Raw genomic sequence first — 303 nt, 5'->3', positions numbered from 1 at the left:
TATCAATGAGCGAAAGTTTGAGCAACTCCGTTTCAATGAGTGAGAGTTTAAGTAACTCAGTCTCGATGAGTGAAAGCATATCTAACTCGGTATCGATGAGTGAAAGTTTAAGCAACTCGGTATCGATGAGTGAGAGCATGAGTAACTCGGTCTCAATGAGTGAAAGTTTAAGCAACTCAGTCTCAATGAGCGAAAGCCTCAGCAACTCCGTAAGCATGAGCGAAAGCTTAAGTAACTCGGTATCGATGAGCGAAAGCTTAAGCAACTCCGTCTCGATGAGTGAAAGCTTATCTAACTCCGTTT

1 pseudogene is annotated in these 303 nt (G+C 42.6%); it reads right to left on the bottom strand.

Annotated features, from left to right (window positions below):
• Positions 1-303, bottom strand: a pseudogene (locus LMC10_RS01065) (hypothetical protein); the annotation flags it as partial.

Source organism: Limosilactobacillus reuteri subsp. simiae (assembly GCF_020784875.1).
Classification (GTDB): Bacteria; Bacillota; Bacilli; order Lactobacillales; family Lactobacillaceae; genus Limosilactobacillus; species Limosilactobacillus reuteri_H.
Note: the sequence above shows the minus strand (reverse complement) of the source record. Positions and strands in the feature narration are given on the sequence as shown.